Origin of the sequence: Flavobacterium sp. HBTb2-11-1, assembly GCF_009826975.1 — a bacterium.
In the GTDB taxonomy this organism is placed as follows: domain Bacteria; phylum Bacteroidota; class Bacteroidia; order Flavobacteriales; family Flavobacteriaceae; genus Flavobacterium.
In genome coordinates, this window is sequence record NZ_WUMO01000003.1 from 220,905 (window position 1) to 247,070 (window position 26,166).

Annotated in this window: 13 protein-coding genes; all 13 read left to right on the top strand. The window is 35.9% G+C overall.

The features are described from left to right. Window positions 1–49 precede the first annotated feature (49 nt). The 13 genes from GR162_RS08205 to GR162_RS08265 all read left to right on the top strand — a co-directional run bounded on the left by GR162_RS08205 (window position 50) and on the right by GR162_RS08265 (window position 26,115). Window positions 50–2,290 carry a GH92 family glycosyl hydrolase gene (locus GR162_RS08205; RefSeq protein WP_160781728.1) on the top strand — a complete coding sequence of 747 codons (2,241 nt, stop codon included), beginning with the start codon at window positions 50–52 and terminating at the stop codon, window positions 2,288–2,290. A 22-nt stretch (window positions 2,291–2,312) separates the two neighbouring features. Then, the gene (locus tag GR162_RS08210; protein WP_160781729.1) at window positions 2,313–4,190 is read left to right on the top strand and encodes a sodium:solute symporter family protein; all 1,878 of its coding nucleotides are present in this window, start codon (window positions 2,313–2,315) and stop codon (window positions 4,188–4,190) included. A gap of 385 nt (window positions 4,191–4,575) precedes the next feature. Beyond that, a complete protein-coding gene (locus tag GR162_RS08215; RefSeq protein WP_160781730.1) occupies window positions 4,576–5,541 on the top strand; it encodes a glycoside hydrolase family 130 protein in 966 nt (321 codons plus the stop codon). Between the two features lie 7 nt (window positions 5,542–5,548). Beyond that, the gene (locus GR162_RS08220; RefSeq protein ID WP_160781731.1) at window positions 5,549–6,616 is read left to right on the top strand and encodes a carbohydrate-binding family 9-like protein; all 1,068 of its coding nucleotides are present in this window, start codon (window positions 5,549–5,551) and stop codon (window positions 6,614–6,616) included. Then, a complete protein-coding gene (locus GR162_RS08225; protein ID WP_160781732.1) occupies window positions 6,591–7,709 on the top strand; it encodes a putative glycoside hydrolase in 1,119 nt (372 codons plus the stop codon). The genes GR162_RS08220 and GR162_RS08225 overlap by 26 nt, the downstream gene beginning before the upstream one ends. Before the next feature lie 91 nt (window positions 7,710–7,800). Beyond that, a complete protein-coding gene (locus GR162_RS08230; RefSeq protein WP_160781733.1) occupies window positions 7,801–8,823 on the top strand; it encodes an isoaspartyl peptidase/L-asparaginase family protein in 1,023 nt (340 codons plus the stop codon). 264 nt (window positions 8,824–9,087) lie between these two features. Then, window positions 9,088–12,225 carry a glycoside hydrolase family 2 TIM barrel-domain containing protein gene (locus tag GR162_RS08235; RefSeq protein ID WP_160781734.1) on the top strand — a complete coding sequence of 1,046 codons (3,138 nt, stop codon included), beginning with the start codon at window positions 9,088–9,090 and terminating at the stop codon, window positions 12,223–12,225. A 6-nt stretch (window positions 12,226–12,231) separates the two neighbouring features. Further along, window positions 12,232–14,550: a beta-N-acetylhexosaminidase gene (locus GR162_RS08240; RefSeq protein WP_160781735.1), complete on the top strand. Its 2,319-nt coding sequence runs from the start codon at window positions 12,232–12,234 to the stop codon at window positions 14,548–14,550. Between the two features lie 187 nt (window positions 14,551–14,737). Continuing rightward, the gene (locus GR162_RS08245; RefSeq protein WP_160781736.1) at window positions 14,738–16,222 is read left to right on the top strand and encodes an alpha-L-fucosidase; all 1,485 of its coding nucleotides are present in this window, start codon (window positions 14,738–14,740) and stop codon (window positions 16,220–16,222) included. 11 nt (window positions 16,223–16,233) lie between these two features. Next, on the top strand, window positions 16,234–18,474 hold the full coding sequence (locus tag GR162_RS08250; RefSeq protein ID WP_160781737.1) for a GH92 family glycosyl hydrolase: 2,241 nt from the start codon (window positions 16,234–16,236) through the stop codon (window positions 18,472–18,474). 13 nt (window positions 18,475–18,487) lie between these two features. Next, complete coding sequence (locus tag GR162_RS08255; protein WP_160781738.1) at window positions 18,488–21,148, top strand: glycoside hydrolase family 3 protein; 2,661 nt, start codon at window positions 18,488–18,490, stop codon at window positions 21,146–21,148. Window positions 21,149–21,410: 262 nt separating this feature from the next. Continuing rightward, window positions 21,411–24,497: a SusC/RagA family TonB-linked outer membrane protein gene (locus GR162_RS08260; RefSeq protein WP_160781739.1), complete on the top strand. Its 3,087-nt coding sequence runs from the start codon at window positions 21,411–21,413 to the stop codon at window positions 24,495–24,497. Between the two features lie 16 nt (window positions 24,498–24,513). Next, window positions 24,514–26,115, top strand: coding sequence for a SusD/RagB family nutrient-binding outer membrane lipoprotein (locus GR162_RS08265; RefSeq protein ID WP_160781740.1), 1,602 nt, complete (start codon window positions 24,514–24,516; stop codon window positions 26,113–26,115). Window positions 26,116–26,166 lie beyond the last annotated feature (51 nt).

Here is a 26,166-nt window from a genome sequence, read left to right on the forward strand (position 1 = left end):
TAAAAATTGAATTTATCTAAATTTAAAGTTAAATTAATATTGTTTTGATATGAGGAAAATTACTCTGCTTTCTTTAACGGTAATTTTTACTGCAAGTTGCAAAATAAATGTAGATAAAAATACGCATCACAAAAGTTTTGCAGCAAATTATGTAGATCCTTTTATAGGTACTGGAGGCCACGGACACACATATCCAGGTGCGACAGTTCCGTTTGGGATGCTGCAAGTGAGTCCAGATAATGGAATTTCTACCTGGGACTGGTGCTCAGGCTATCATTATTCTGACTCGATAGTTTCTGGATTTAGTCATTTACACTTAAGCGGAACAGGAATCGGTGATTTGGCAGATATTTTATTTATGCCGACAAACAAAAAGTTAGACTTAACCGCCAAAGCCGCTTCACGCGATTTCTTTCCGTATAAATCAAAATACAATCATGTACACGAAAAAGCAATACCGGGTTATTACCAAGTTTTTCTTGAAGATCCTAAAATCAATGTAGAACTAACTTCTACGCAAAGAACCGCATACCATAAATATACCTATAATAATAACGACACACAATCTGTTGTTGTCGATTTAGGTTTTGCCATTAACTGGGATAAAGCGGTAAAAACTTCTATTAAAATTGAAGATGCCAATACTATCAGCGGATACCGTTATAGTACAGGTTGGGCAAAAAATCAGAAAGTATTTTTTGTGGCGAAGTTTTCTAAGCCAATTACAGAATCTATCATTACTGCTGATAAAAAAGTGGTTTCTGGTCAAAATGCTGAAGGAGAAAATACCGCCTTACAATTGTTTTTCGATTCTAAAAACTCAAATGAATTAGGCGTAAAAGTGGCACTTTCTTCTGTGAGTGTTGAAAATGCAAAAGGTAATTTAGATGCTGAAAGTCAGAATTTTGAAAAAGCAAAATCGGATGCCACTTTAGAATGGAATAAAGCTTTAAGTAAAATTACAGTTGAAACTCCAATTGATTCTCTAAAAACAATTTTCTACACTGCTTTATATCACGCTCAAGTTGCTCCTGTAACGTACAGCGATAAAAACGGCCAGTTTAGAAGAGAAGACGATAAAATTATTACTGCGAAAGATTATACAGCATATTCCACATTATCGCTTTGGGATACCTTTAGAGCAGAAAACCCATTGCTGACCATATTAGAGCCAACAAAAGTTTCAGATATCGTTAATTCAATGTTAGCCTATTATGAAACTAAAAAAATACTTCCAGTTTGGACTTTATACGCCAATGAAACCAACACAATGACAGGATATCATTCGATTCCAGTTATTGCAGATGCTTATTTAAAAGGCATTAAAGGTTTTGATGCTGAAAAAGCTTTTGAGGCGATGAAAGCAACGATGATGCAAGACGAACGCGGATTGAATTTTTATAAAAAATATGGATATATTCCCTATAATTTACTAGACGAGTCGGTTACCATCACTTTAGAATATGCTTATGATGATTGGTGCGTGGCACAAATGGCGAAAGCTTTAGGAAAACAAGCTGATTATGAGTTTTTCTCAAAACGTTCAAAAGCTTACGTATATTTATTCGATTCGAAATCTGGTTTCATGAGAGGAAAATCGGAAGATGGAAAATCTTGGAACGAACCTTTCGATCCAAAACACTCCAATCACAGAGAACACACCGATTATACAGAAGGAAACGCTTGGCAGCATAGCTGGTTTGTGCCTCATAATGTTGATGAGTTTATTAAACTGCATGGCGGGAATGCCGCTTTCACAAAACGATTAGAGCAGTTATTTACAGAAAGTTCAGAGATTACAGGAAACAACGTTTCGGCAGATATTTCTGGTCTCATCGGACAATACGCGCACGGAAACGAGCCAAGCCACCATATTGCTTATATGTTTAATCATGCGGGTCAGCCTTGGAGAACCCAATATTGGGTGCGTCATATTTTGGATACACAATACAATACAACAGCAAACGGTTTGAGCGGAAATGAGGACTGCGGTCAAATGTCAGCTTGGTATGTATTTAGTTCAATGGGATTATATCCAATGAATCCAGCTTCTGGTGAATACGAAATTGGAAGTCCGATTTTCGAAAAATCAACTTTAAATCTTCCAAACGGAAAAACTTTTGTAATTGAAGCAGAGAATGTTTCAGACAAAAATTTCTATATCCAATCTGCTACTTTAAACGGAAAAGCATTTAATAAAACAGCCATTTCTCATCAGGAAATGCTAAAAGGCGGTGTGCTTCATTTTGTAATGGGAGCACAGCCAAACCAAAACTGGGGTCTAAACTAACTAATTCAAAATAAATAATTTAATGAACATAATAGACGTATCAATCATTTTAATCTATATCGTACTCTCGGTCGGTATTGGAATCTGGATTTCAAGAAAAGCATCAAAAGGTCTTGACGATTATTTCCTTGGCGGGAAATCAATCAAATGGTATTTTTTAGGATTGAGCAATGGCTCAGGAATGTTTGATGTTTCCGGAACATCCTGGATGATTGGAGTTTTGTTTTTATATGGTGTAAAAAGTTTCATGTTTATGTGGCTTTGGCCAATATGGAATCAGATTTTTGTCATGATGTTCCTCGCTATTTGGATTAGAAGATCAAAAGTAATGACAGGTTCTGAATGGATTTTAACTCGTTTTGGAAGCGATCAGGCTGGAAAAGCTTCGCATATTATTGTAGCGATTTTTGCGATTATTTCTACCATTGGTTTCATCGCTTATTTCTTCGTCGGAATCGGAAAATTTGTAACGATCATTCTTCCTTGGGATTTAACGGTTCATATGAACGATGGCGTTTTCTTGACTTCAGAACAAGCTTATGCGTTGTTAATCATTTTCTTAACGACAATTTATACCGTTAAAGGCGGAATGTTTTCTGTTGTGGCAACAGAAGTTGTGCAATATTTAATTATGATTGTTGCCGGAGTTTTAATCGCTGGTTATGCATTCATTAATTATACTGATATTCAGATCAATTCAGTTATTACGCCAGAATGGAAGAATGTTTTCTTCGGATGGGAATTTGAAACCCAATGGAGCGATAAATTCGAAACTTTCAATAGATTAATTGATACTGAAGGTTACAAAATGTTTGGCGCTTTCATCGGAATGACTTTGTTTAAAGGATTCTTTGCGAGTGTGGCTGGACCAACTCCAAGTTACGATTTACAGCGTGTGCTTTCTACAAAATCTGTAAAAGAAGCAGCTTATATGAGTGGTTTCACTAACTTGATTTTATTCATTCCTAGATATTTATTAATTACGGGAATTGTAGTGATTGCTTTAGTAAATTTAGCGCCAGAATTAAATGCAAACGTAAATCTTACAGGAGCAGATTTAGAATTGTTGATGCCAAAAGTGGTCAATCTTTATATTCCAGTTGGTATTAAAGGAATTCTTTTAGCAGGTTTATTAGCGGCGTTCATGTCTGGATTCTCTGCTTTCGTAAATGCAGGGCCAGCTTATATCGTAAATGATATTTATAAAAAATACTTCAAACCAGTTGCGTCAAACAAACACTATATCAAAGTAAGTCAGATTTCTTCTTTCCTTGTTGTTGGTCTTGGAGTTTTCATGGGATTCTTTGCAGATTCTATCAACTCCTTAACACTTTGGATAACAAGTGCTTTGTACGGAGGTTACGTTGCCGCAAACTTCTTAAAATGGATTTGGTGGCGTTTTAACGGATGGGGTTATTTCTGGGGAATGGTCGGCGGATTAATTGCAGCTTCTCTTCAATTTATTTTAGATCAGAATAAAGCAAATTTAACAGCTGGAACATTCTTGCATGATCTTTCACAAGTGCCATCGATTTACTTATTCCCATTAATTTTCGGAATGTCAATTTTAGGCTGTCTTTTAGGAACTTATCTAAGCAAGCCAACCGATATGGAGGTTTTAAAATCGTTCTACAGCAACGTTAGACCATGGGGATTCTGGAATCCGGTTTACAAACAATTAAAAGCGGAAGATCAATCTTTCCAAAAAAATAATGATTTCTATTTAGATATGATGAATTGTGTAATTGGTATTATCTGGCAGTCAAGTATGATTCTGCTTCCGATTTACTTTATCATTAGAGATTATCCAAAAGCATTAGTGGCTTTAGCGGTATTCTTAGTGACGACTACGGTATTGAAGTTTACTTGGCTGGATAGAGTTCGTAAGATTGAAGAGTAGATTTTTAGAGGAGAAAGATTTTAGAAGCAAGAAGCAAGATTTCTTGGATTGAGACAAGAATTTAAACACATAGAGACATAGATTTTCTTTTGCTTGAAAAGGGAATGGAAAGAAACTAGTTTATAACACATAGATATACGATAACGTTTGTCATCCTGAGGAACGAAGGATCACACACGAAACCCGATAAAGATTGGTGACAAAGATTGTGACATAGTCCATAGTTTCAACTATGTGAACGCATCGGAAGTCTACAAAGATTGGCGAATAAACGAGACGGAGCTTCTTGCGGAGATTTCTCCTTCGTCGAAATGACAAACAAGGTAAAAAACAAAAACAATAAACAAAAAACAACAAACAGATAATTTATAAAAAAAACAATAAAATGAGTACTATTCCTTGGCAAGACAGACCCGAAAACAGTAAAGATGTAATGTGGAGATATTCGGAGAATCCAATTATCGACAGATATTCGATTCCTTCATCAAACAGTATATTCAATAGTGCAGTTGTACCTTTTGGAGACGGATATGCTGGGGTTTTTAGATGTGATAATAAAGCAGTTCAGATGAATATTTTTGCTGGTTTCAGTAAAGATGGTATCAATTGGGACATCAACCATGAACCAATTGTAATGCAGTCTGGAAATACAGAAATGATCGAATCTGCTTATAAATACGATCCGCGTGTGGTTTGGATCGAAGATCGCTACTGGATTACTTGGTGTAATGGTTACAACGGACCAACAATTGGTATTGGTTATACTTTTGACTTTAAAGAATTTTTCCAATGCGAAAATGCCTTTTTGCCATTTAACAGAAATGGAGTTTTGTTTCCACAAAAAATCAACGGAAAATATGCAATGTTAAGCCGTCCAAGTGATAACGGGCACACACCATTTGGAGATATTTGGATTAGCTACAGCCCGGATATGAAATATTGGGGAGAACACAGATTGGTTATGAAACCTAGCCCTTTTGAGCAAAGCGCTTGGCAATGTACAAAAGTTGGAGCAGGACCAATTCCGATTTTAACTGACGAAGGATGGTTAATGATTTACCACGGAGTTATCAATACTTGCAACGGTTTCCGTTATGCAATGGGTTCAGCGCTTTTAGATGTTGATTCACCAGATCAGGTAAAATACAGAACGCAACCTTATCTTTTAGGACCGGCAGAAACGTATGAAATGGTTGGAGATGTACCAAATGTAGTTTTCCCATGTGCGGCTTTACACGATATTGAAGAAGATAAATTGGCAGTTTATTATGGTGCTGCAGATACTCACGTTGCAATCGCTTTCGGAAAACTGAGCGAAGTAATTGAGTTTACTAAAAATAATAGTTTATAATATAAAGATGCATAGTAGAAGTAATTTATTGTCCCTAGCCGTTTTTTTTGTTGGATTGATGAGTTATGCGCAATCTGAAAAACCGGTTACACCGAAAAGTTATATTGCCTATAAAACGTCAAGCGAAATTGTTATTGACGGAGACGGAGCAGACAAAGCTTGGGAAAAAGCATCTTGGACAACGCCTTTTGTCGACATAGAAGGTGTTGAAACTCCAAAATACAAGACTCAAGTCAAAATGCTTTGGGACGATAAATACTACTATATCCTGGCAAAAATGGAAGAGCCTCATGTTTGGGCAAATCTAAAACAGCGTGACACTATTATTTTCTACAATAATGATTTTGAGGTTTTTATCGATCCAGATAATGATACGCACAATTATTATGAATTGGAAATTAATGCGCTGAATACCGCTTGGGATTTATTCATTAATAAACCATACCGAGAAAAAAATACCGTTTTAAACGACTGGAATATCACAGGTTTAAAATCGGCTGTTAAGATCGACGGAACTTTAAATAATGCTTCAGATACTGATAAAGGCTGGACATTAGAAATTGCCATTCCGTGGTCGGTTTATAAGACATCGTATTTTGATAATATTGTTCCGAAAGATAAATTTTGGAGAGTCAATTTTTCTAGAGTGAATTGGCAGCATGATATTGTTGACGGAAAATACGAACGAAAAAAAGATAAAGAAGGAAAGTTTCTCCCAGAATACAATTGGGTTTGGTCGCCTATGGGAGTGATAAATATGCATGAGCCCGAAAAGTGGGCTTATGTATATTTTTCTTCAAAAGAAAGCGATGATAAGTTTTCAATTCCTCAGGAAGAAAAAGTAAAATGGGAACTGTATACATTGTATCGCGCTCAAAAAAGATATTTTGAAAAGAATAAAACTTGGGCAAAATCACTGCAAAACATCAGTAAAAAAAATATAGTGGTGGATGGAAAGACTTTAAAGCCAGTTTTAGAAAATCATTCATCAGGATTTAATATCTTGGTAAAGAGTCCTTTTTCAAACAAAACCTTAATAATTAAAGAAGATGGTAAAATTATTACGAACGAATAAGTTGCAAAAACTATCAAAAGTTGTAGTTCTTGCGCTTTCGCTAAGTTTATTCTCTTGCGGGCAAAAAGATGCTAAAGCAGAAGAAAACGGAAAATTCACTTTTGGAGTTTGGACTACTGCTGACGCTAAAAAATCGGATGCAGATTATTCGAAAGAATTCAAAAAATACAAAGATGGCGGTATTGACGAAGTTTTAATTAACACGCAAACCGACCCGAAACTATTAGCAAGACTCGTTCCGCTTGCAACAAAAGAAGGACTAAAAGTGCACGCTTGGATTATGGCTATGAACCGCCCAAATGATTCCGTTGCGTTACAGCATCCAGATTGGTATCAGGTGAGCAAAGAAGGAAAATCTTGTTTTGATAACCGTCCGTATGTAGATTATTACCAATGGCTTTGCCCAACTAAAGAAGCATCTAGAAACCACGTTTTAGGTTTGGTTGAAGGTTTAGCAAAAGTAGAAGGAATTGAAAGTGTGCATTTAGATTACATTCGTTTCCCAGATATTTTCCTGCCAATCAGTTTGCTGCCAAAATACAACTTGGTTCAAGATGTAGAATTGCCACAATTTGATTTCTGCTATTGTGATGCCTGCGTAAGCAAATTCGAAAAAGAACATCACAAAAATCCAAAAGAAAGCCACAATACTGCAATTGATATGGAATGGAAAAATTTCAGATTAAATGCGGTAAAAGCAGTAGTTGACGACGCTTACAAAATTGCTCATAAATACAATAAAAAATTGACAGCTGCAGTATTTCCTTATCCAGAAATGGCAGACCACATGGTACGCCAGCGTTGGGACAAATGGAATATTGACGAAGTATATCCAATGATTTATCATAGTTTTTATGATGAAGAAATTGACTGGGTGGGTTATGCAACAAAACAAGGTGTAGCCGATTTAGAAGGAAAACCAACGAAAGTAAATACAGGAATTTATATTCCGGGATTAAAATCGGATGCAGAATTAAAAGAAGCGATTTTGCTGGCTAAGAAAAATGGCGCAACGGGAGTTTCGTTTTTTGACGGAAACGCCTTATCAGATAGTAATTTAAAAACGATTGCAGCAGTAAAATCGGCGTTATAGTCGATTTTAGTGGGATTAAAAATTATTACTGATTAATTTAGCAACATCAAGAACATTTTGTTTTTGGAAAGTTGAATTTAAACCAAAAGACATGTCAAATAGAAGAGATTTTATCAAGAAAACCACTTTAGGCACCTTGGCCATTAGTTCTGTTTTGGGCGTAAGCGGATTTGCGGCCAATCATGAAAATGAACCACAAGCAGAAGAAAAAGAAAAAAAGCAGACCAAACCAATTATTATTTCGACATGGAACCATGGTCTGCCTGCGAATAAAGAATCTTGGAAAAACTTAAAAGAAGGAAAATCAGCTTTGGATGCTATCGAAGCAGGAATGAAAATACCTGAAGCCGATCCGAATGTCCGCAGTGTTGGTTATGGAGGATATCCGGATCGCGAAGGGAAAGTGACTCTTGATGCCTGTATCATGGATCACAACAGCAATTGTGGATCTGTTTGTTTTCTTCAAGGAATCAAACATCCAATTTCTGTTGCAAAAAGAGTGTTGCAAAATACACCCCACGTAATGTTAGCAGGGCAAGGTGCATTGCAGTTTGCTTTGTCTGAAGGTTTTAAAGAAGAAAACTTACTAACGCCAGAATCGGAAAGAGACTGGAAAAAATGGCTGGAAGATTCCAAATATAAGCCAGTCATTAACATCGAAAACCACGACACCATAAGTATGCTAATGTTAGACCAAGAGGGCAATCTTTCTGGCGGCTGTACCACAAGTGGAGCAGCTTGGAAAATGCACGGACGCGTCGGTGACTCCCCAATAATCGGCGCGGGTCTTTTCTTGGACAACGAAGTGGGTGCTGCGGCTGCAACGGGCTTGGGAGAAGCTGTTATCAGAACTGCTGGAAGCGCAATGGTGGTCGAATTAATGCGTCAGGGAAAATCGCCTTTTGATGCTTGCAAAGAAATCACAGAACGTATTTACAACAAACATAAAAACCACAAAGACATGGAATATCTGCAAGTGGGTTTTATTGCTTTGAACAAAAACGGTGAATATGCAGGTTACAGTTTAAGGTCAGGATTTAATTACGCTGTTTCCGATGACGTGAAAGGCCATAGAATGGAAGACGCGAAATTTAAAATGTCTTGGGATAAATAATAATCACGTTTAGAACTTTGTCAAAGTTTCAAACTTTGACAAAGTTCTAAACTTTGACAAAGTTGACAAACTAAAAAATTAATCACATAGAAACATAAATTTCATGTGTTTTAAAAACTAAAAGAACTTAAAAAGAAACTAGTTTCTTCACAAATAGCTATGTGTATTTATTTAAAGTGAAACGCCTTATTTAAGCTTTAAAAAAAAACTATGTCTCTACGTGTTTAAATGAATTAAGCAGATAGAGAAACCAAAAAACAACCAATGAAAAAAATACTATCCATATTAACCTTAATAATAGCCATATTTTCGGTTCAGGCGCAGGAGAAACTCCCGTATTGGCAGAACGAAAAAATAAACGAAGAGAATAGAGAACCGATGCATGCTGCGTATTATGTTTTTGAAAATGAAAACGCTGCAACGCAAAATGATTACAGGAAATCTAAAAATTATCTGGACTTAAACGGAACATGGAAATTTAAATATGTTGACAGTCCGAAAGATTTGCCAAACGGATTTGAGGCAATTAAATTTGATGATAAAAACTGGGATAACTTCAAAATTCCGGCAACTTGGGATGTTAATGGCTACGGTTATCCAATTTATACTAATACCACATACGATTTTGCGAAATATATTAAAATAAATCCGCCATTTGTACCTACAGATTATAATCCGACTGGAGTTTATAGAAGACAAATTACTATCGATAAATCTTGGGAAGGAAAAGATATTTTACTGCATATTGGTGCTGCAAAATCAAATTTGACCGTTTGGGTAAACGGCGTTTACGTAGGTTATGGTGAAGATGGAAAATTGCCATCTGAATTTAACATAAGCAAATTTGTTAAAATTGGTAAGAATGATATCGTTCTGAAAGTAATGAAATGGAACGACGGTTCTTATTTAGAATGTCAGGATTTCTGGAGAATGAGCGGAATTACTAGAGATTCTTATCTACTTGCCAGAAATAAAACACATTTGAACGATTTCGAGATTATCCCAGATTTAGACGCAAATTATGTAAATGGAAGTTTAAAAGTTTCAACTCAGTTTTCAAATGTAAATCCAAAAGACAATTACATTTTAGATGTACAGTTAAAAGACGGAGATAAAATTATTGCTTCAAAAGTCATTGCCGCTTTAAGTGAAAAACAAACGTTTGAATTTGCTGTGAATAATCCAAAGAAGTGGAGTGCGGAAATTCCGAATTTATATCAAATAAGTTTTATTCTAAAGGACAAAAAAGGCAATGTGGCTGAAGTGATCAATCACAATGTTGGATTTAGAAAAGTAGAAATTAAAGGAGGACAGCTTTTAGTAAACGGAAAAGCAATTTACATAAAAGGAGTAAACCGCCACGAAACAGATCCTGTTACAGGACAGACGATTTCTAGAGAGCGCATGGAAGAAGATATTAAATTGATGAAGGAATTTAATATCAATGCCGTGAGAATGTCTCATTATCCAAACGATGAATATTTCTACGAATTATGTGATAAATACGGAATTTACGTTGTAGATGAAGCTAATATAGAATCGCACGGAATAGGTTACGATATTACCAAAACCTTGGGGAATAAGCCAGATTGGGAATTGGCGCACTTGCAGCGCATGCAACGCATGGTAGAACGTGACAAAAATCATACGTCGATAATTATCTGGAGTATGGGTAATGAAGCGGGTAACGGATATAACTTTTACAGAGGTTATTTATGGATTAAAAACCGTGATGCATCAAGACCAATTCAGTATGAAAGAGCAACTGCCGGCGCTTGGGACGGGAAAGATTTAAAATACGAATGGAATTCGGATATTATTGACCCAATGTACAGTTCTCCTAACAAAATGGAAGAATATATTTTGGCAAATCCAAATCCGACGAGGCCTTACATTCAGTGTGAATATGCGCATGCAATGGGGAACTCGATGGGTAACTTCAAAGATTATTGGGACATTATCAGAAAATATCCAAATTTTCAGGGTGGTTTTATTTGGGACATGATCGACCAGTCGGTTTATAAAACACAACCAAACGGAATCCGCGTTTTTGGTTATGGAGGTGATTGGGGGCCAAAAGATGTTCCGAGCGATAATAATTTCTTGGATAATGGAGTATTTAATCCGGAAAGAAAACCAAATCCGCATGCTTTTGAAATGCGAAATGTGTACCAAAACATTTTAACTTCTTGGGAAAATCAAGTAACAGCGAGTATTAAGGTTTATAATGAGTTTTCATTTAAAGATTTAAGCAATGTTGTTTTAAATTGGAAATTAGTTTTAGATGGAGTTGTTCAAGGTTCAGGTTCTATCGATTATTTAGCAATCGATCCAGAACAATCTAAAGTTTATACCTTGCCAATAAAATTAGGGGATAAAGAATTTAAAGAAGCTTTTATCAATATCTCGTATACTTTAAAATCGGATGAACCATTTTTACCAAAAGGTTTTGAAATTGCCACAGAGCAATTGGCATACAAAGGCGAATGGAAAAATGATATAAAAGTAGAAGGAGCTTCAAAAATTGCAGTTTCTAAAACGGCAATTGCAACTGTTTTTAAAAGTGATAAAATGGAAATTGCTTTCGACAAGAAAACAGGATTTATAAGTGCCTATACTTTCGAAAATAAGCCAATCATAAAAGAAGGTTACCAATTACGTCCGAATTTCTGGCGAGCGCCAAATGACAATGATTTTGGAGCTAATTTTCAAAATTATTTGATGGCATGGAAACAAGCGACAGAAAATCCAACATTGCTAAGCTGGACAAGTACTAATATGAAAGACAATAAAATTCTGGTAAAAGCAACCTACAATTTACCTCAAGTTTCTTCAAAAGTAGAATTGGATTACGATATCAACAGCAATGGGGAGTTGAGTGTAAAACAACAATTGACTATTGATAAAACCAAAGAAATCGTAATGCTGCCAAGATTTGGCATGGAAATCATTTTACCTAAAGATTTCAGTAATGTATCATATTACGGAAGAGGACCACACGAAAATTATATCGACAGAAATTACAGTTCAAAAGTCGGGCTTTACAATCAAACCGTTTCAGAACAGTTTTATCCGTATATCCGTCCACAGGAAAACGGAAATAAGACTGATGTTCGCTGGGTAGAATTATCAAATGATACAATAAAATTAAATATTAAATCGGATGGATTGCTTGCTTTTGCAGCCCTACATTTCTTAAATGAAGATTTAGACGACGGATTGCAAAAAGACCAAAGACATTCTGAAGAATTGAAAGAAAGAGATTTAACAAGTTTAAAAATCGATTACAAGCAAATGGGAGTCGGCGGAATCGACAGCTGGCAAGCTTGGCCAATGGAAAAATACCTTTTGAGAAACAAAACATATCAGTATCAATTTAAAATCACACCTTCTTTAAAATAATAGTTTATGAGAATTATAAAGTCATTTTTGATTATCGGTTTTCTTGCTCTGGTAACATCTTCGCATGCGCAGAAAGTTTACACAGAAAGTGATATTCGTATCATTCCGAAACCGACTCAAACGCTGATAAAAACTGGTGTTTTTGAATTTACTAAAGAGACAAAATTTGTGGTGAACGGTGATTTTCAGAAAGATGCCGCCAATGCACTAGCTTCCAAATTTGAAACAGCGGCAGGATTTAAACCTGAAATTACCACAAAAGCTCCTGCGAGTAATTATATTTTATTAAAAACAGACCCAAACTTAAAAAACGAAGCTTACGTTTTAGACGTAAATCCAACGAATATTGTTATTGCTGCAAAAGGAAATAATGGTTTTCTGTACGCTTTAGAAAGTATCAGACAATTGCTTCCAGAAGCTATCGAAAGTAAATTTGTGATTACTTCTGCAAAATGGCAGATTCCAAGTTTGACCATTAATGATGAACCTCGTTTTAAATGGAGAGGTCTAATGCTGGATTTTTCACGCCATTTCTTTGATAAAAATTATGTTTTAGCTACAATCGATCGCTTGGCAGCGCATAAAATGAATGTTTTGCATATGCATTTAGTGGACGATCAGGGCTGGAGAATTGAAATCAAAAAATATCCAAAACTTACAGAAGTTGGAGCTTGGAGAGTAGATCAGGAAAATGTTGCTTGGAATGCAAGATTAACGACAAATCCTGATGAAAAAGGAACGTACGGCGGATTTTTTACGCAGGAAGAATTAAAAGAAATTGTAAAATATGCCGCAACAAAAGGAATTGAAGTAATTCCAGAAATCGAAATGCCGGCACACGTAAGCAGTGCTATTGCTTCTTATCCTGAATTGGCATGTTTTAATCAGAGAATTGGTGTTCCGTCGGGCGGAGTTTGGCCCATTACCGATATTTATTGTGCAGGAAAAGAAACTACATTTGAGTTTTTGCAAAATGTAATTGATGAAGTAATTGCCATTTTTCCTTCAAAATACATTCATATTGGTGGCGATGAAGCGACTAAAACCAATTGGACAAAATGCCCTCACTGCCAGAAAAGAATTAAAGACGAGCGTTTGAAGGACGTTAACGAATTGCAAAGCTATTTTGTGAAACGTATGGAAAAATATATCAACTCAAAAGGTAAAAAAGTTATTGGTTGGGACGAAATTCTAGAAGGCGGTTTAGCTCCAGATGCGACTGTAATGAGTTGGAGAGGAATGAAAGGCGGAATTGAAGCGGCAGATCAAGGTCATGATGTGATTATGACACCTGAAACACCTTGTTATTTCAATTTTTATCAAGGTCCGCAAAACGAAGAACCTTTAGCTTTTGATGCTTATAATCCGTTAAGTGAGGTTTACAAATTTGATCCTGTAGTTTCAACAATGACGCCGCAGGAAGCAGCACATGTTTTAGGTGGGCAAGCCAATTTATGGGCAGAATATATTACGGGACCAAAAGATTCTGAATATATGATTTTTCCAAGATTAGCCGCTTTATCAGAAACATTGTGGAGTCCAAAAGAAAAACGCAATTGGAATGATTTTACATCAAGATTGTTTTCAATGTTTAAACGTTACGATTATCAGGGATTAAATTATGCAAAAAGCGCTTATTTGGTAACAGCTTCTTCTACAGCAGATATAGCAAACAAACAAGTAAAAGTAGAGCTGAAAAATGAATTCCCAAATCCAGATATACGTTATGTTTTAGGAAACCAAAGCATTGAACATCATGCGATAAAATATACAAGTCCAATTGAAATTAGAGAAACAACATTTTTAAAAGCTTCTTTATTTCAGGATGAAAAACCAGTTGGAAAAACATTTACGGATACCATTGTTTTTCATAAAGGATTTGCGAAAAAAGTGAAATACTTAACACCTTACAACGATAATTATAAGGGAGATGCCAATACCATGGTAAATACCATTCGCGGAAGCAAAAATTTCCATGACGGACAATGGCAAGCTTGGTTGGTAAACGATATGGAATTGGTAATCGATCTTGAAAAAGTAGAAAGCATCGAGCAAATATCAGTAGGAGCTTTAGAAAGTCAGGGAGCAGGAGTTAATTTTCCAATTCAGCTGAAAGTATTGATTTCTACTGATGGAATAAATTACACTCAGGTTGGAAAAATAGTTCGTCCATATGCGGTAAACCCAGTTCCCGAATTGAAAGATTTCAAAATCAATTTCCAAAAACAAAATGCACGTTTTGTAAAAGTAATTGGCGGTAACCTAAAGAAAAGTCCAAAAGGCGAAAGCTCTTGGCTGTTTGTGGATGAGATTGTAGTGAATTAAATCACTTATAACGCTTTATCAAAGTTTTAAACTTTGACAAAGTTGATATTTTTAAACGCACAAAAACATAAAAAGATAAACTAGTTTCTAACGCATAGTTTTGAGAACCAGTCCAAGGTTTAAACTTTGAATTCGCATTATTAAACAAAAAACAAAAGAATAATAAAACCTAATAAATAGATTAAAGATGAAAAGAGGAATATTCATTATCGCCCTTTTATTTTCAGCTCAGATATTCGCGCAGGCGATATATGAAGATGAAAGATACGTACCAGAAACAGATCCGTTAGTTTTAAAGAACTTAGACGAATGGCAAGGCAAAAAATTTGGTCTGCTAATGCACTGGGGAACTTACAGCCAGTGGGGTATTGTAGAATCTTGGTCTATTTGTCCAGAAGATTATGGATGGTGTGAACGTAAAAAAGGAAGCAACCCATCTAATTATAATGATTATATTAAAGATTACGAAGGTTTAAGAAAAACGTTTAATCCAGTAAAATTTGATCCTGCAAAATGGGCAAAGGCGGCTAAATATGCGGGAATGAAATACATGGTTTTTACCACCAAACACCATGACGGATTCAATATGTATGACACAAAATATTCTGATTACAAGATTACGAGTAAAGATGTTCCTTTTCATACTAATCCGAAAGCAGATGTTTTAAAAGAAATTTTCAACTCGTTTAGAGGAGAAGGCATTTCAACTGGAGCTTATTTCTCTAAACCAGACTGGCATAACGAAAACTATTGGGATCCATATTTTCCACCATTCGACAGAAACGTAAACTACGATCCTGCTTTATATCCAGAAAAATGGCAGAAATATGTTGATTTCACGCACAACCAAATCTTAGAAATTCTTTCTAATTACGGTAAAGTAGATATCTTATGGTTAGATGGTGGATGGGTTAGAAAAAGAGACCAAGTAAACATCAAAGAAAACTACGATGAGAAATTTACTGAAAACGAATCTAAAAACGGTTTCATTAAACATAGAGTAGTAGATCAAGATCCGAAAATGGATGAATTGGTTGTAAAAGCGCGTCAGAAACAGCCAGGATTAATTGTGGTTGATAGAGCAGTTCACGGTAAAAACCAAAACTATTTAACTCCAGAAGGGCGTGTTCCTGCTAAAACATTGCCTTATCCTTGGGAATCTTGTATCCCTGCAGGCGGTGGATGGTCTTATTCTCCAGGCGCAACTTACATGACTGGAAGACAAGGAATTCACTTATTGATTGATATTGTTGCGAAAGGTGGAAACTTATTATTGAACGTTGCTCCAAGTCCAGAAGGAGAATGGGATAAAGGCGCTTACGATTTATTGCAAGCTTACGGAGACTGGATGAAAGTAAACAGCACAGCAATTTACAACACAAAACCAATCGAACCTTACAAAGAAGAAAACATCTGTTTTACACAAAATAAAGTAGGAAATGTATTTGCTTTTTATTTAGCTAAAGAAGGAGAAGACAAAATTCCTGCTGAAGTTACCGTAAAATCAATCAGCCCTAAAAAAGGAACTAAGATTACGATGTTAGGTTCTAAAACTTCTTTAAAATGGACAAAAGAAGGAAACGGATTTAAAGTAATTATTCCAGAAAGCTTAAGAAATAATCTTCCTGCGAAAGAAGCTTGGACTCTAAAAATCGAAGCGATCAGCAGATAAAAATGAAACCTATGGTTTTAAATACAAATAAATTTCAAACAGCATGTATTTTTTACATGCTGTTTTTTAGCATTACCATTTTTGCGCAGGAACCTGCCGATTTTGTTAATCCGTTTATTGGAACTTCTAATTACGGTGCGGCTTTTCCCGGACCAATTGCTCCGCGTGGAATGGCAAGTATCAGTCCGTTTAATGTGGCTGGAGTAAAAAATACACCGATGGAAAAAGACAGTCAGTGGCTTTCGAATCCGTATGTGAATGAGAATACTTTTTTGACTGGATTTTCTCAAGTAAATTTAAGTGGAGTTGGCTGTCCAGATTTGGGTGTTATTTTATTGATGCCGACAACTGGAAATGTAGAAATCGATCATTTAAAATATGGGTCAACTTATTCTAATGAAGTTGCCAAAGCTGCTTATTATAGCGTAAACATAGACAAGTACAAAGTAAAAGGTGAATTTACAGCTTCAAAACGAGTTGGGATTAGCAGATTCACTTTCCCGAAAGGGCAATCTAATATTTTATTAAATCTTGGATTGGGATTAACAAATGAAGAAGGCGCCATGATAAAAGTGGTTTCTTCTACAGAAATTGAAGGAATGCGTTCGGTTGGCTCATTTTGTTACAACAGTCCAGAAGATGCTTATCCGGTTTATTTTGTGGCTCAATTTTCTAAACCTGCCCATAAATTTGGAGTTTGGAAAAAACCTGCAAAATACAACGGTGTTGAAGCGCAATGGATGGGTTACAACGGAAAAGCGAGAATAATGGAAAATACCATTAAAACTGTAGTAGGTGACAGTATTGGAAGTTATTTTACGTATAAATTCGACAAACAAGAAACGGTTGAAGTGAAGATTGGAATTTCGTATGTAAGTATCGAAAATGCCCGTGAAAACTTAGCAAAAGAAGTGGGTAACAGATCTTTTGATGCAATTTACAAAGAAACCTATAACGAATGGAACGAAGAATTGTCTAAAATTTTGGTTGAAGGCGGTACAAAAGAGGATAATACGATTTTCTACACAGCTTTGTATCACACTTTAATTCATCCCAATACTTTAAATGATATTAACGGGCAATATCCCGTAATCAAAAGAACTAAAATTGCTAAAACCGATGACACCCGTTATACCGTATTTTCTTTATGGGATACGTACCGAAATGTACATCCGTTGATGTCTTTGGTTTATCCAAAACAGCAATCGGATATGATAAAAAGCATGTTGACTATGTTTGATGAAAACGGCTGGTTACCCAAATGGGAACTGAATTCGACTGAAACTTTTACCATGGTTGGAGACCCTGCAAGTATTGTAATTACAGATAGTTATATGAGAGGAATTCGTGATTATGATATTAATAAAGCCTATTATGCGATGTTGAAAGGCGCAGATAATATTGAAAATAATCCGCTTCGTCCGGGATTGAGAGATTATATTAAAAAAGGATATTTGACAACCGACAACAAAGGGCCAGTTTCGACGACTCAGGAATATAACATTTCAGATTATTCTATTTCGCTTATGGCCAACGAATTTGGTGACAAAGACAATGTAAAACGTTTTAAAGAACGTTCATTATCTTATAGAAAATTATTTGATAAAAACTTAAATCTGCTTCGTCCAAGAACGCCCGATGGAAAATGGTACGAACCTTTTGACCCAAATTCAGGAGCTAATTTTGAAGAAAATGTTGGTTTTATTGAAGGAAATGCGTGGCAATATAATTTTATGGTTCCTCATGATATTGTCGGATTAAAGAAATTAATGGGCGGTGATATACCATTTTCGGCTCAATTGCAGAAAATATTCGACAGCAAACAATTTGATATGGCAAACGAACCAGACATTGCCAATCCGTATTTGTTTAATTATGTGAAAGGAGAAGAATATAAAGCTCAGGATATGGTAAAGAAATTGGTTCGCGAATATTTCAAAAACGAACCAAAAGGATTGCCAGGAAATGATGATACCGGAACAATGTCGGCTTGGTTAGTGTATTCGATGATGGGGATTTATCCGATTTCTCCAGGAGATCCAATTTATACAATTACAACGCCGATGTTTCATAGAGTAACAATCAAATTAGATCCTAAATATTATAAAAAAGAAAACATCGTAATTGAAAGACAAGAAAATAACGGTGGAAAAATCAATTCGATTGAACTAAACGGAAAATCACTTAATACCTTTTTTATTTCGCACGATGCTTTTGTGAACGGAACAAAACTTAAAGTGATTCAAAACTAAACACAACACAACTATGTTACAATTAAGAATGAAGAAAACGGCCATTATTTTTGTAATGGCTGTTGGTTTTTTAAACCAGACCCATGCCCAGAAAAAGTATCTGTATCAAGATGCAAAAGCGCCTGTTGAAGACAGAGTAAAAGACTTATTAAGCCGTATGACACTTGAAGAAAAAGTGCGTCAGATGGATATGTACAGAGGAGATTTTTTTAAAGATAAAGAAGATTTTGCTAAATCTAAATCGGCAGAAAAAATTGGAAAATTAGGAATAGGAGCGATTCATGATTTGTATCCGCGTTCAGCGAAAATGATTAATGATTTGCAAACCAATGTAATCAAAGGAAACCGTTGGGGAATTCCAGCGCTGATTATGTGCGAGATGCTTCACGGCTATTTAGATGAAGGAAGTACCGCTTTTCCAATGAATATTGGTCTTGGAGCTACTTGGGATATTGCAACAATGGACAAAGTGGGTAAAGTTATTGGTATGGAAGCAAGAGCGCATGGAGTGCATTTTGGTTTTGGACCGAACTTAGATTTAGGACGCGAGCCAAGATGGGGACGTGTTGCTGAAACTTTTGGTGAGGATGCTTTCCTGAATAGCGAAATTGGTTTGGCTTTTATTAAAGGAATGCAGGGAGACGATTTAAAATCAGATCGTTCTATTATTGCAGAACCAAAACACTTTGCTGTTCACGGTATTCCGCAGGCTGGAGGAAATTCTTCTCCAATTTTGGTTGGAGAACGTTCTGCAAGAGAAGATCATTTGCCATCTTTCGAAAAAGCATTTAGAAAGGGTGGTGCTTTAGGAACCATGTGCGCTTATTCGGAGCTAGACGGAATTCCGTGTGCAGCCAATCACTGGTTATTGACGGATGTTTTGAGAAACGAATGGGGTTTTAAAGGACTTGTAGTTTCAGATTTAGGAGCTATTAAATACATTCAGACCACTCACAAAGTGGCTGATTCTCCAAAAGATGCTATTAGAGAAGCGGTTTCAGCTGGTGTAGATATGCAGTTTTATGATTTTTCAAATGAATTCTGGCAGAATACTGTTATCGAATTAGTAAATGAAAAGAAATTGACAATGGAAAACATTGACCGTGCAGCAGGAGCAGTTTTGCGTTTGAAATTCTTATTGGGATTATTTGAAAATCCGTACACAGATAAAAATCTGATTAAAGAGCGTTTTCATACTCCAGAGAACCAAGCTGTTGCTTTAGAAGCAGCGCAGAAATCTATGGTTTTATTGAAAAATGATAACAATACTTTGCCTTTAAGTAAAAACTTGAAAAACATTGCGGTTATCGGACCAAATGCAAATGCTTCAAGATTGGGAGGTTATGCTCCTAAAAACAGTGTCGGAATGACGGTTTATGAAGGTGTGAAGGAATTGGTTGGAAAAACGGCTAATGTAGTTTATGAAGAAGGTGTTCCGTTGATTGTAAAAGGACAAATTATTCCATCTAAATATTTATTTACTCCAGACGAATCTCAAAATGGATTAAAAGGAGAATATTTCAATAACAGAAACTTAGAAGGAACTCCAGCTTTGACTCGTATCGATAGTCAGTTAGAGTTTGACTGGCCTTGGGCGCCTGGTGATGGTGTGAATGTGGATGACTTTTCTATCAGATGGACGGGATTCTTAAAATCAGATCAAGCTCTTGACGGTTGGTTAGGTTTAAGTTCTGATGATGGAATCAGAATGTATATTGATGACCAATTGGTAATCGACAACTGGACAAAAGGGGCAACAAGTATGGTTACGGTTCCTAAAAATATCGAAAAAGGTAAAAAATACAAAGTCCGCATTGAAATGTGGGAAGGAGGCTGGGGAGCGAGAGCTCATTTCCGTTGGAATTTAGAAAAAGTAAACTTACAGCCAGCAATCGATGCCGCTAAAAAAGCAGATGTTGCGATTGTAGTTTTAGGAGAATCTAACGAATTGGTAGAAGAAAACAGAGATGTTGCTTCTTTAGACTTATTCGGAATTCAACAACAATTGATTGAAGAAATTCAAAAAACCGGAACTCCTGTAGTTTGTGTGTTGTTAAACGGTCGTCCGCTTTCTACAAACTGGATTGCTGAAAACATTCCTGCAGTTCTAGAAGGATGGTTCCCAGGGGAATTAGGAGGAAGAGCAGTGGCAGATGTTTTGTTTGGAGATTATAATCCAGGTGGAAGATTGCCAATTACAGTTCCGAAATCGGTTGGGCAGTTACCTATATATTATAACCAAAAACCATCTGCAATCCATAAATACGTTGCAGAAAGCGAGCATCCTTTATATTCATTTGGTTACGGATTGAGTTATACGAAATTTGAATATTCTAATTTAAAACTGAATACTACGGAAATTAAGCCAAACGGAGAAGTTAAAGTTTCTGTTGACGTTAAAAACATTGGAGACAGAGATGGAGACGAAGTGGTTCAGTTATACATTAATGATGTTTACAGCTCAGTAACAACTCCTGAAAAAACATTAAAAGGATTCAAAAGATTAAATATCAAAAAAGGCGAAACAAAAAATGTTGAATTTACACTTACACCAGATGAGCTATCTCTTTGGAACAGAGAAATGAAGCGCGTTGTAGAGCCTGGAGATTTCGAAGTTATGGTTGGCGGAAATTCGACCGATTTACTTAAAACGAAATTTAAGGTTTTGAACTAAAAAACCAAAAACGCCGAAGATTTTTCGGCGTTTTTACTTTAAAAAAATGAATACAATTATAAAAGACCAAATTCTATTCAATAATAGAATTTGGTCTTTTAATTTAAGGCAGAGTAGGATTACAAATGAAAACGTTTTCTTTCAATAAAACACTAAAGATTTACCAACACCTTTTCAAAATTGTCATTTGTCGAAATTATATTTTGTTAACAGAATGTATTCTTAAGTTTAACATGTTATTAACTCTAAAAAAACAACTAATATGATTAAAAACGTACTAAAATTACTGTTTGTCATATGCCTTTTCGGTTTTCAAAGCCTAGAAGCGCAGACAACAGTAAAAGGAACGATAACAGATGCTCAAAGCGGGATTCCGATTCCTGGAGCAAATATTATTGTTAAAGGAACTAAAACAAGTGCTTCAACAGATTTTGACGGTAAGTACAGCATTAGTGTTCCTAATCAATCAGCAGTTTTGGTTTTTACTTATGTAGGATCTGCTACAAAAGAAGTTGCTGTGGGAGCACAAACGACAATTAATGTAACTCTAGGGCCAGATACGCAGCAGTTAGGAGAAGTAGTAGTTACCGCTCTTGGTATTAAAAGAGAGAAAAAAGCCATTACGTATTCTGCACAAAACGTTTCTGTTGATGAGTTATCAGAAGCAAGATCATTAAACGTTGCCAACTCACTTTCTGGTAAAGTTGCGGGTCTTAACTTCTCTACAACTTCAAATGGTGTTGGTTCTTCTTCTAGAATTACTTTAAGAGGTAACAGATCTCTTAATGGTAACAACCAACCTCTTTATGTTGTAGATGGTGTGCCAATTTCTAACGGAACAACAAACACAAATCCTGATATTGATACAGGAGGAACTACTCAGCCTGATGGTATCTCTAATATTAACCCAGAAGACATTGCTTCGATGACTGTTCTTAAAGGACCATCTGCAGCAGCACTTTATGGTTCTAGAGCATCAAATGGTGTAATCGTAATTACTACTAAATCTGGTAAAGCAGGAAAAACTTCTGTTTCGTTATCATCTAACTTTATGGCTTCTTCAGCTTATAACTTGATGAATTTACAAAATGAGTACGGACAAGGAACAAACGGAAATTATGTTTCTAACTCAAGCTCAAGCTGGGGTGCGCCTTTAGACGGGCGTCAGGTATCTGCATGGCAGTTGGTTCGTAATCCAAATTATGCTGGACCTGCGACACAAAGTTATTCTCCACAGCCAAACAACGTTATTGATTTCTACAAAACAGGTTATAACTTAGCAAACACTTTGACAGTTACTGCTGGTAACGAAAAAGCGCAAGGTTATTTCTCTTACACTAACACACGTGCTGAAGGTATTGTGGGTGGAAACCAAATGGACAGACACAATCTTAACTTAAGATTGACTAGCAAGATTACAGATAAATTAACTTTAGATGCTAAAACAAACTACATCGTTCAGGATATCGATAACTTATTGAGAACGGGTGAAGAGTCTATCGGAACATCTGCTTATTTATTGCCACGTAGTATTGCTTACAACGATTACAAAGATTTCGAATATTTTGATGCTGCAGGACAAAGACAAGTTAACTATTTTATCGATGAAACTGGAGCTCCTGGAGGAAACCCATTCTGGTCTGCTTTAAGAGATGATGCTCGTACAGATAAAAGAAACAGATTTATTGGTTTAGCTTCTCTTAAATATGAGTTTACAAAAACGTTAAGCTTACAAGGTAGAGCTGGTTTAGACCAAATGACAAACAAAAACGTAAGAAACAGATATGCAACTGCAGCTTTCAACAGTAACATGGGATCTTATAGCGAATCTTATGAAACAGTAAGCGAATTGAACGTAGATGCTTTACTTTCTTACAATGAAAAATTCGGAGATTTCTCTGTTGGTCTTAATGCGGGTGCGAGTTCATTGCAGCAAAATAGTTCAGCTTTAAATTCTGGCGGTGTTTTAAGTAAAAGAAACTTCTTTGCATTATCAAACGTTCAGACAGTTCAATCTACTTCTACAGCTTCAGAAAAAAGAATCAATTCTGTTTACGGATTTGGTCAAATTGGTTTCAGAAACTACTTATTCTTAGATTTAACAGCTAGAAATGACTGGTCTTCAACTTTACCAGAAGATTATTTCTACCCATCTTTCGGACTTTCAGCTGTTATTTCTGATATGGTTACATTGCCAGAAGTAATTAGTTTTGCAAAAGTTAGAGCTTCTTACGCACAAGTGGGTAACGATACAGATCCGTATCAGACACAACAAAGATTCTCTTACATTGGAGGAAACGGTGGTATGTTATACGGACAAAGCACAAAAGCAAATCCAAACTTAAAACCAGAGATTTCTTCTTCTACAGAGTTTGGTGCCGATGTTAGATTTTTCAACAACCGTTTAGGTTTAGATTTTACATATTTCAATACATTAACTAACAATCAAATTTTCTACATCAATACGCCTGAGCCTTCTGGATATTCTAGAGCTATCGTAAACGGTGGAGATATTGAAAATAAAGGTATCGAGCTTACACTTACTGCAACTCCAATCCAGACAGAAAACTTTACTTGGGATATTACAGCAAACTATGCTTCTTACAAGTCAAAAGTAAAATCTATCTTTGAAGGAAGAGATGAATTAGTTCTTGGAGAAGGACGTTTAGTAAGAAGTAAAGTGGTTGTTGGAGGCGAATATGGTGATTTATACATCAAAGGTTTCCAAAGAGATCCAAACGGAAATATCATTGTAAATAGTGCGGGTATTCCATTAGCTACAAATGGTTTTGATGTTCGTGCTGGTAACTTTAACCCAGATTGGACTGCAGGTTTCAAAAACAACTTTAAATACAAAGATTTCTCTTTAAGCTTCTTGGTTGATTTCAGAATTGGTGGTGAAGTTATTTCATACACTCAAGCGAGACAAGCTGGTTTAGGGGTAAGTGATATTACTTTGGCAGGAAGAAATGGCGGAATTATTGTGGATGGTGTTGTAGATAACGGAAACGGAACTTATTCTCCAAACACAACAAGCATTAATGCTGAGCAATACTGGACAGCTATCGGACAAAGAACTCCAATTGCAGAGCCATTTGTTTATGATGCTACAAACATCAGATTAAGAGAGCTTGTTTTTGGTTACTCAATGCCAAAACGTTTATTAGGTAATTCAGGATTTTCAAGTATCGATTTCTCACTAGTAGGTAGAAACTTGTTCTTCTTCTTGAATAAAGCTGAGCACTTTGATCCAGAAGCTGGAGCAGGTACAGGTAACTTACAAGGTATAGAATCTTTCAACATTCCATCAACGAGAGATTATGGAGTGAATGTTAAATTCGGATTTTAATTAAAAAAGAGACATCATGAAATATAGTTTTAAAATAAAAACATTAGGAGTTGCATTAATGGCGGTTTCGATTTTGTCAAGCTGTACTGGCGACTTTGACGAAATAAACAAAGATCCTAATTCTTTGACTGAAGATCAGTTAGATGCTACATTGGCAGGTCCTGCATTTGCTTCAGCATTGTATGCAGGTATCCACAATGGTTCTTATTCGTCACCAAGTGGGATAGATGATCAAGGTACGTGGGGTATTGCTACTGGTATTTTGTCTTCAACTTTTATCCACTATTTAAACTGTGGATATGGAACGGAAAGAAATGCTTTCGTAAATGGATACGAAGGTAGAGGATGGACAAGATTTTACACCGTTGCAGCTCCAGCTTTATCAAATGCTATAAAAGCATCTGAAGGAAACAATGAAGCATTGGCGATCTTAAAAATCTGGAAAGTTTTCATGTACAACCAAATGGTTGATGCTTACGGACCAATTCCTTACACTGAAGCCGGTAACGGAAAAGATAAAGTTCCTTACGATAGCGTAGAATTTATCTATGCAGATTTCTTTAAACTATTAGACGAAGCAAACGCAACATTAACTTCTACTTCTGCAACTTCAGTTGCTTCTCTTGCTCCAAATGATAGAGTTTATGCAGGAAGTGTTGACAAATGGAGAATCTTTGGAAACAGTATGAGATTACGTTTAGCTTTAAGAATTTCTGATAAAGATCCTGCAAATGCAAAAACTCAAGCTGAAGCTGCTGTTGCTGCTGGAGTTATGCAGACAAACGATCAAAGTGCATTCTTTAAAGCAAGTAACATTACGCCAAACAACTTAAACATGATTGTAAACAGCTGGGGTTATGTAATGACTGCTTCTATGGAAAGTATTCTTGTAGGTTACAAGGATCCGCGTTTAGCAAAATGGTTTGCTCCACTTGATGCAAATGCTACTGTAAAAGTGTATAGAGGAAATCCAGTTGGAGGTTTAGAAGATCAATTTGGAACTACTAAATTCTCTGCTTTTAACAATGATGTTTTAGGAAATGGTCCAAATAACACACTTAGCGAAACTAAAAATATTGAAATCTTTATGGCTTCTGAAAACTATTTAAGTAGAGCAGAAGGAGCTTTAAATGGATGGAATATGGGAGCAGATGCTAAAACTTTGTATGAAACAGGTATTAGATTATCTCTTGCGCAATGGGGAATTACAGAAGTAGCTGATGTTAATGCTTACATTGCTGGAACAACATTGCCAACATTACCAAACATTTTGACTTTATACCCAACTTTAGATTTACAAGATATTCCAGTTAAATTGCCAGTGGCATGGTCTGCATCTACTGCTGATCAAAGAACGCAGATTGCAGTTCAAAAATACTTAGCCATTTTCCCAGAATCTTGGGAAGCTTGGGCAGATTTAAGAAGAAGTGATGCTAAAGTAATTTATCCAGTTTTAAATACGGATAATCCAGATGCAGGAGTTGGTAAATCTTTAATGAAAAGAATTATTTACACTACAAATGAGTACTCATCAAACAAAGAAGCTGTAGATGGCGGAGTTGCTAAATTAGGAGGTCCAGATTCAGGTGGAACAAGACTTTGGTGGGACACAAAATAATTAATTTGGTAAAGTAAAAGATCAAACGATTTGTTACTTGAGCAGAAGGAG